General features: G+C 66.1%; 7 protein-coding genes and 2 pseudogenes. 7 read left to right on the plus strand and 2 right to left on the minus strand.

Annotated elements, in window-relative coordinates; all coding sequences use genetic code 11:
- Together HCU76_RS35810 and HCU76_RS35815 are read right to left on the minus strand one after the other, a co-directional pair.
- Positions 1 to 1,355: serine/threonine-protein kinase (locus tag HCU76_RS35810; RefSeq protein ID WP_256354739.1), on the minus strand; the 1,355-nt coding region annotated here is incomplete at its 3' end.
- A 115-nt stretch (positions 1,356 to 1,470) separates the two neighbouring features.
- On the minus strand, positions 1,471 to 1,800 hold the full coding sequence (locus HCU76_RS35815; RefSeq protein WP_218511992.1) for an NIPSNAP family protein: 330 nt from the start codon (positions 1,798 to 1,800) through the stop codon (positions 1,471 to 1,473).
- A gap of 273 nt (positions 1,801 to 2,073) precedes the next feature.
- Here HCU76_RS35815 and HCU76_RS35820 point away from each other — a divergent pair, with 273 nt between their 5' ends.
- The 7 genes and pseudogenes from HCU76_RS35820 (at position 2,074) to tnpB (ending at position 7,646) form a co-directional block, all read left to right on the plus strand.
- On the plus strand, positions 2,074 to 2,250 hold the full coding sequence (locus tag HCU76_RS35820; protein WP_218511993.1) for a hypothetical protein: 177 nt from the start codon (positions 2,074 to 2,076) through the stop codon (positions 2,248 to 2,250).
- Positions 2,247 to 2,534, plus strand: coding sequence for an acylphosphatase (locus tag HCU76_RS35825; protein WP_213953034.1), 288 nt, complete (start codon positions 2,247 to 2,249; stop codon positions 2,532 to 2,534). Before HCU76_RS35820 ends, HCU76_RS35825 begins: the two co-directional genes overlap by 4 nt.
- 157 nt (positions 2,535 to 2,691) lie before the next feature.
- On the plus strand, positions 2,692 to 3,078 hold the full coding sequence (locus HCU76_RS35830; protein ID WP_256354740.1) for a hypothetical protein: 387 nt from the start codon (positions 2,692 to 2,694) through the stop codon (positions 3,076 to 3,078).
- 310 nt (positions 3,079 to 3,388) lie between these two features.
- Positions 3,389 to 4,951 carry an arylsulfatase gene (locus tag HCU76_RS35835; RefSeq protein WP_213953032.1) on the plus strand — a complete coding sequence of 521 codons (1,563 nt, stop codon included), beginning with the start codon at positions 3,389 to 3,391 and terminating at the stop codon, positions 4,949 to 4,951.
- Between the two features lie 447 nt (positions 4,952 to 5,398).
- Positions 5,399 to 6,915, plus strand: a pseudogene (gene istA, locus HCU76_RS35840) (IS21 family transposase).
- Positions 6,905 to 7,222, plus strand: a pseudogene (locus tag HCU76_RS35845) (ATP-binding protein); the annotation flags it as partial. The pseudogenes istA and HCU76_RS35845, both read left to right, overlap by 11 nt.
- Positions 7,223 to 7,526: 304 nt before the next feature.
- Entirely contained in the window at positions 7,527 to 7,646 is a 120-nt protein-coding gene (gene tnpB, locus HCU76_RS37455) for an IS66 family insertion sequence element accessory protein TnpB (RefSeq protein WP_371319965.1), read from the plus strand.
- Positions 7,647 to 7,834: the final 188 nt, after the last annotated feature.

Raw genomic sequence — 7,834 nt, forward strand, 5'->3', positions numbered from 1 at the left:
GGTGCAGGTCCCGTTGCGGACGTGGGCTGCGATGCCGGAGCGGCAGTCGCCGGCGTCGGGGTTTCCGCCGTCGAAGGGATGGATGCCGCGGGCGGAGCGGTCGAACCACGCGTCTTCCACCACCATGCAGCCCCGCCCGCCAGCAGCAAGGCCGCGACTGCGAGCGCAACGACGGTCTTGCCCGTGCCGCGCGACGGTGTGACTTCGCGCGGCGCCAACGCCGGTCGCGGAGGGACGCTGGCGCTGGGCGGCGGTTGCCCGCGAGCCTTGGTGCGCGGCCGGTCGCGCGGCGGGGACAGTCGCTGCGTGACCGCGTTGCCCATGCGCCGGAACACCGAAGCGGTCTCCGGCGCCGCGCCCACCGGCACGGGGGCCGGTGCCGGCGAGGGTGCCTGCGACGGGGCCGAGGCCGGGGCCGCATCGAGCATCGCGATGAACTGCGCCACGTCCCTTGGCCGGGCCTCGGGCCGCACCGACAACGCGGCGTCGATCGTGCGCAGGAAGCCCTCGCCGTATTGGCCGGCATGGGTCGTTGCCAGCGGCGCTTGCGTGTCGTTGACGACGCGTTCCACCGACTGCACGGGCGGGCGGCCCGTGATCGCGAAGTGCACCACCCCTGCCAGCGCGTAGAGGTCGGTCCACGGCCCCTGCGCCATGGCGCCGCCATATTGCTCGATCGGCGCGTACCCGGGCTTGAGGACCGCCGTCAGCGCCTGCGTCATGTCGCTGATCACGCGCCTGGCCGCTCCGAAATCGAGCAGCAGCGGCCCTGCGGCCGTGAGCAGGATGTTGTCCGGCGAAACGTCGCGGTGATAACACTGCTCGCGATGGATCGCCGCCAGCGCGTCGAGCAGTGGTTTCAGCCAGGCGCGCAGTTGCGCTTCCGGCACCGGGCCTTCGCGCAGCGCCAGCGCGGCCTTGAGCGTCGGCCCTTCGTAGTAGGGCATGGCCATGTACGCGGTGCGATTGGCCTCCCAGAAGCGCAGCACCTTGACCAGCGCCGGATGGTCGAAGCGTGCGAGCAGCCGGGCCTCGTTGAGGAAGCTTTTCAGCCCGGCCGCGAAGGTGTCGCGGTATTGCTCCGATCGCGCCGACACGCCCAGGGAGGTATGGGCCCGCACCGCCAGCGAGGAAGGCATGTATTCCTTGATCGCCACGGGGCGCTCCAGCGCCACGTCCCATGCCAGGTAGACGATGCCGAAGCCGCCTTCGCCGAGCGCGCGGGTGATGCGGAATCCCTCGATCAGCGTGCCATTGGGCAGGGCGTGCTCGCTGATGTCGGCCGAGCCAGGGGGGCGCGTCGCACCTGGCATCACGGTGCGCTCATCGTCGTCTGGCGGCGGGCGCGGAGTCATGGCGCGAAGCATTGCACAGGCTGGGGCCCGTGGCGATGCCCCTTTGGCCATCGGCCGTCACGCCACCAGCCCTTCAGCGCCTGGCGTAGCTCGGGGCGGGGTGACACGCGGGCGGCTACTGCATCTTCGAGAATTTCGTCGGCGTCAGCAGCTCGTTGGTGATGTTGCCTATGATCGGCCCGTCCTTCTCGCTTTCGGTTTTCACGCGGATCCATTCGGCGTCGGCCAGGAACACCGGCCATTTCGCCTCCCGGTCGGCCAGCGACTCCCATGCGATCAGGTAGGTCAGCACGTTCAATTCCGAATCCCCGACCAGCGTGGTCCAGAACCCGGCCGGCTGGATGCCGAGCCGGGCCCAGATGTGGATGGTGTGATCGTTGAACCGGGCCAGCAGGTTGGGCATGCGGCCCGGCAGGGTGCGATAGATCCGCAATTCATAGATCATCCGGGGGCTCCAGGGGTGTGTTGAGGTGGGCGTGCATCTTCCGCGAATCGCCGCGCTCACACCATCAGGTGCGCCTCCAGGGTTTCCCTCGAAAAGGTGGCCGCCTCGCCGGCGAGCAGGCACTCGCCGTGGTCGATCGCGGGGGCGCGGAAATGAGCCGCGCGTCGGGGCCATGAAGTGAATGGAGCGGCACCTCCCTCCTGCAGTTCAACGACATCGGGACTAGCATGGCCACCTGACTCGACCCCGCACGGTCCTTGCTTCAATCACAACATGCACCTCAACACGAACCGGACGCAACTGCCCGCGCGGGTGCAGGCATTGGTCGGCGATGCGCGCGCCCCTGAACGCCGGCACTTCAGCCGCCAGCCCTTGCCTTCGCGCCGGCACGCGGTCCGCAACTTTCCGCGGCTGCCCGAGCCTGAAGTCCGGCCGGATCGATCCGCATGACAACCGTCCACAGGCATCTCACCGTGCATGGCCTGGTCCAGGGCGTCGGCTATCGCTGGTCCATGGTCCAGGCGGCCGAGCGACTGGGCGTGCAGGGCTGGGTGCGCAATCGGCGCGATGGCACGGTGGAGGTTTTCGTGTCGGGCGACGCGGCCGCCGTGGATGCCTTGGTCGCGTGGGCCCATCGCGGCCCGCCGGATGGGCGCGTCGAGCGCGTGGACGTAGTGCAAGCGCCTGCGCCGGACAGCGCATTCGAAGGATTCGGGGCGCGCGACACGCTTTAGCGCGACTCCCGATCAAGCCCGCTGCAGACCCCGCATCCTTTGCTCGGCCCCGGCGCGGATCCATCACCCGGCGAGTGCTTCCCGCAAGTCGCGACTCCCGCTTACACCGGTCCGCGAGGACGGGCGCATGCTCCAGCCGCACCCCCAGGAGATCCAATTGAAAACCCTTCGCTCATCGGCAGGTAGCGCGTTGATCGCAGTTGCGGGCATCCTGGCTTGCGGCGTGGCCTATTCCCAAGCCACCCAAGCCACCCAAGCCACCCAGGCGGCCAACTGCGATGCGCGCCAGGACACGGCCGCCTGCCTGCGCGAGGCCGGCGCGGCGCGTCAGGAGGCCGCGCGCGGCGGCCTGACACAGCCCGGCGCCACCGCAGCCAACCAGAATGCGTCGGCGCGCTGCCAGGCACTCCCCGCCACCGAGCGCGCGGACTGCGAGGCGCGCATGCAGGGCACCGGAAGTGGCACCACCACGACCAGCGGCAGCGTGATGGGCGGCGGGGTGATCCGGGAAACCGTGACGACCGTTCCGGCGCCGAGCCGTTAAGAAAAGCAAATCGAAGGTCCGCCGACGAACCAAACGGTGGCTCGCAGGGCAATCGCGGAAATTCAGTACGCACCCAATTCAGGGGCGATTGCCGGATGAAAGATCGCGACTTGCTGCTGCGCGGTTGTGCGTGAGCGCTATTCCTCGCCACTGCTCACAAGATGGTCGGCTGCGTCCCGCAGCGTTCGGGGATCCGCTCGAGGCGTATGCCGGGCCGTGCGCCTCATCGCTTAACCAAAGACTAGTTTCACGCCAGCCTGCGTCGGGCTAAAACCTTTGACTGTTCACTCACACACAAAGGAGCCGAATCATGGCAGACAAGAGCAAGCCGAACATCCTGGTCATCTTCGGGGATGACATCGGCATGTGGAACGTAGGCGCGTACACGCACGGCCTGATGGGCCACACCCCCAACATCGACAGCATTGCCAAGGACGGCATCCTGTTCACCGACCACTACGGCCAGCCGAGCTGCACCGCGGGACGCGCGGCATTCATCATGGGCCAGTTGCCGGTGCGCACCGGCATGACCACCATCGGCATCCCGGGCTCCGCGCGCGGCATCCAGAAGGAAGACCCGACCCTCGCCGAAGTGCTCAAGGCCGGCGGCTATGCCACGGGCCAGTTCGGCAAGAACCACCTGGGCGACCGCAACGAGTTCCTGCCGACTTCGCATGGCTTCGACGAATGGTTCGGCAACCTCTACCACCTGAACGCCGAGGAAGAGCCCGAGGAGCTCGACTACCCTGGCCAGAAGAACCCCGAGTACAAGAAGAAGTTCGGCCCGCGCGGCGTGCTGCACTGCTGGGCCACCGACAAGGACGACCCGACCGAGGACCCGAAGTTCGGCAAGACCGGCAAGCAGAAGATCGAGGACACCGGCCCGCTCACGCGCAAGCGCATGGAGACCTTCGACGGCGAGGTGCTCGACAAGACCCTCGACTGGCTGGACCGCACCGCCAAGACCGACAAGCCCTTCTTCTGCTGGTTCAACACCACTGCGATCCACATCTGGTCGCACCCGCCGAAGAAGTACGTCCAGGCCGCGGTCGACGAGGGCCGTGCCGAGGAGGACGTGGTGCGCGCCAAGATGATCGAGCACGACGAGCAGATCGGCGTGCTGCTGAAGAAGCTCAAGGACCTGGGCGTGGACGACAACACCATCGTCATCTACACCACCGACAACGGCAACGAGCTCATGATGTGGCCGGACGGCGGCTATGCCCCGTTCCGCGGGGAGAAGGGCACCACCTGGGAAGGCGGCGTGCGCGTGCCGTGCCTGGCCAAGTGGCCGGCGAAGGTGCCTGCGGGAAGTGTCTCCAACGGCATCCAGAACCATGAGGACCTGTTCGTCACGCTGTGCGCCGCCGCCGGCATGCCCAACATCAAGGAAGAGCTGCTCAAGGGCCACAAGGCGGCCAACGGCATCACCTACAAGGTGCACCTCGACGGTTACAACAACCTTGACCACTGGACCGGCAAGGCGGCCAAGTCGGCGCGCCGCGAGATCTACTACTACGACGAGACCGACCTGATGGCGGTGCGCGTCGATGGCTGGAAGATGCACATCGGCGTGAAGAAGGACGGCAGCTGGTTCAACGCCAAGCAGTACCCGAGCGTGCCCTACGTGTTCAACCTGCTGATGGATCCGATGGAGAAGATGGACCCCGAGTCGCACGAGTGGGGTTACGTCGGGCGCAAGTTCCTCGCCTCCAAGCTGTGGGCGCCGACCGCCGGCGGTCCGTTCCTGGCGGCACACCTGCAGAGCCTGGCGGAGTTCCCGCCGTCACAGGGTGCGGACTCGCTGAGCATGAAGAAGAACATCGAGATGGCGATGGCCAAGCTCGAGTCGCCGCACGGCAGCAGCAACTAGTGGCCTTGTAACCGCCGGTCCGCAAGTGCCTGCCTCGCCAGCGACCGCTGGTGGGGCAGGAATTCCCGCGGCTCGCCGACCATCGCGCTCATCGGCGGCGGCTGATCTGTGGGAATAGTAGTTGTCGGGGATCCAAGGGAGAGCATGCTTGTCGAAATTGGCTCGACTGGCTGTCGAGAGATAGGGCCAAAAAGGGTACTGTGGAATAGATCTTGTCGGGACGTGTAACACGTGACGACCCGACCGAACGGATATGGGGCAAAAATTTGCGTGGTCGTTCCGCCGCGCAATCCGCCTTCACGCGCCGCGCCTTCTCCTCGGGGAGAAGTTGCCTGACTGTGACCTTGTCGTTGGCCTCTTGCGAGTCCGTTGAGTCACTTTTTTGACCCGGGTGTTCAGCCTACCCTGCTGCTTTTTTAAGCGGCGGGGGTATGAGGATTGATCGCTATGGCCATGATTGGCAAGGTCCTGCGGATGCACCACCGCGAGAGCAAATCGGTGCGAGAGATCGCGAGGGCGACGAGCCTGTCGCGCAATACGGTGAGGAAGTACCTGCGAGCGCCTGTGGCGCAGGTGCCGAAGTACGAGCGGTGCGCGGCGTTGACGAAGTTGACGCCGTTCGTCGAGACGGTGAAGCTGGCACTGCTGCGGATGCGCATTGCCCGAAGAAGGAACGCAGAACGGCCCGTGCGCTGCTGCAGCAGCTTGCTGAAGCCGGCTACGAAGGCGGCTATAGCCAGCTGACCGATTTCATCCGTGCGTGGCGAACGCAGCAAGGCGGCGTTGCGCTGGGCAAGGCGTTCGTGCCACTGGCCTTCGAGCTGGGCGAGGCGTTCCAATTCGATTGGAGCGAGGAAGCGCTGGTGATCGGGGGCATCTACCGCAAGCTTCAGGTCTCGCACATGAAGCTGTGCGCGAGCCGCGCGTTCTTCCTTGTGGCGTATCCGAGCCAGGGCCATGAGATGCTGTTCGATACCCATACGAGATCATTTGCCGCGCTGGGCGGGGTGGCGCGCCGGGGAATCTACGACAACATGCGCACGGCCGTGGACAAGGTGCACAAGGGCAAGGGCCGCACCGTCAACGCGCGCTTCTCGGTGATGTGCGCGCACTATCTGTACGACCCCGACTTCTGCAATGTGGCCTCGGGCTGGGAGAAGGGGGTGGTCGAGAAGAACGTGCAGGACAGCCGCCGGCGCATTTGGATCGAGGCGCGGGAGCGGCGCTTCGCCAGCTTCGACGAGCTCAATGCTTGGCTGGGCGAGCGCTGCCGGGCACTGTGGCAGGAGATCATGCATCCCGAACACAAGCCGTTCAGCATCGCCGAGATGCTCGAGCACGAGCGGCTGCAACTGATGCCGATGCCCACTGCCTTCGATGGCTGCGTCGAGGAGGTGGCGCGGGTCAGCAGCACCTGCCTGGTGTCGGTGGCGCGCAACCGCTACTCGGTGCCGTGCGAGCTGGCCGGGCAGATGGTCAGCACCCACCTGTATCCGACGCGCGTGACGGTGGTGGCCGGCGATGCCGTCGTGGCCGAGCACGAGCGCCTGAGCGACAAGGGCAAGACGCGCTACGACTGGCAGCACTACGTACCGCTGGTGCAGAGGAAGCCGGGGGCGCTACGCAACGGGGCGCCGTTCGCCGACCTGCCGCCGGCATTGCAACGGCTGCGCCGCGGGTTGCTGCGCGAGAACGGTGGCGATCGCGTCATGGCCAAGGTGCTGGCCCTGGTGCCGACGGCGGGACTGGAGGCGGTGCTGGTGGCCGTGGAGTTGGCGCTCGACGGAGCGCCCCCGTCCGGGCGGGTGAGCGTCGAGCACGTCATCAACGTGCTGGGGCGTCTGAACGCTGCGCCGCGGCCGGCCAACGTGGTGACGTCGCTGCAGGTGCTGACGCCGCCGAGCGCCGACACCGCCCGCTACGACCGGCTGCGCGACATCCAGGAGGCCGGCCATGACGCGTGACGTGATTGCCGAATTCAAGGCGCTGCGCCTGCACGGCATGGCCGGGACTTGGGCGGATCTGCTGGAGCAGAACAAGGCCGAGCTGGAGCGATCGCGCTGGCTGGTCGAGCAGATGCTGCGTGCCGAGACGACCGAGCGTGCCACGCGCTCGGTGAGCCACCAGATGAACGCAGCAAAGTTCCCGGTGCATCGGGACTTGGCGGGCTTCGACTTCGAGGTCTCGCCAGTCGATCGCAAGCTGGTGATGCAGTTGGCGGAAATGGCCTTCACCGACGAGGCGCACAACGTTGTCCTGGTCAGCGGGCCCGATCACGCGACATGATGCTCACCTCACCACGTTATTGAAATTCAATGGATATTTGCGACGGGTCTTCTGGTAGCGGGCCGCCGCCGGGGCTAACAATGGATGACCGCACTTCGGGTCGTTGAAGATCGTCGACCTTAATGACCCAAGGCGTGTCGGCGCCAGCTGAACTTTGACCCACCGGGTCAATTTTCGGCCGGCGCCAACATGCATAGGCGTCCATCAAACTTAGATGGACATCATGGTCAGCGCCTTGGCCTCTGGCCTCAAGATGGGATGACTGGCCGGTTACTTTTCGCCCATTTCCATATCGGGAAGTCCGTTCGTATTCGCCAATCGACGAGCCAACCGCGTGAAGGTCCTCGTGCATGACGGCATCGGTGTGTGGCTGGCCGCCCGACGACTTAACGTGGGCAAGTTCGTCTGATCGGCCGACAGCGTGCATACCCTGAGTCTGAGCCGAACGCAGTTCGATGCGCTGGTGCTGGGTCTGCCGTGACGCCGTGACAGCGCTTGGGAGAAGCCGGCATCACTCGCGTGATCTGGTGCCGCCGGCTTCGGCGACGATCAAGCTCTCGATTACAGCCTGGCAGCCGCTGACTACACGCTCGCCCG

It is taken from the genome of Variovorax sp. dw_308, from assembly GCF_019207085.1.
Lineage (GTDB): Bacteria > Pseudomonadota > Gammaproteobacteria > Burkholderiales > Burkholderiaceae_C > Variovorax.

Coding starts and splice junctions, on each gene's coding strand:
- HCU76_RS35820 (WP_218511993.1), top strand. CDS start 2,074: ATGCACCTCAACACGAACCGGACGCAACTGCCCGCGCGGGTGCAGGCA.
- HCU76_RS35815 (WP_218511992.1), bottom strand. CDS start 1,800: ATGATCTATGAATTGCGGATCTATCGCACCCTGCCGGGCCGCATGCCC.
- HCU76_RS35825 (WP_213953034.1), top strand. CDS start 2,247: ATGACAACCGTCCACAGGCATCTCACCGTGCATGGCCTGGTCCAGGGC.
- HCU76_RS35835 (WP_213953032.1), top strand. CDS start 3,389: ATGGCAGACAAGAGCAAGCCGAACATCCTGGTCATCTTCGGGGATGAC.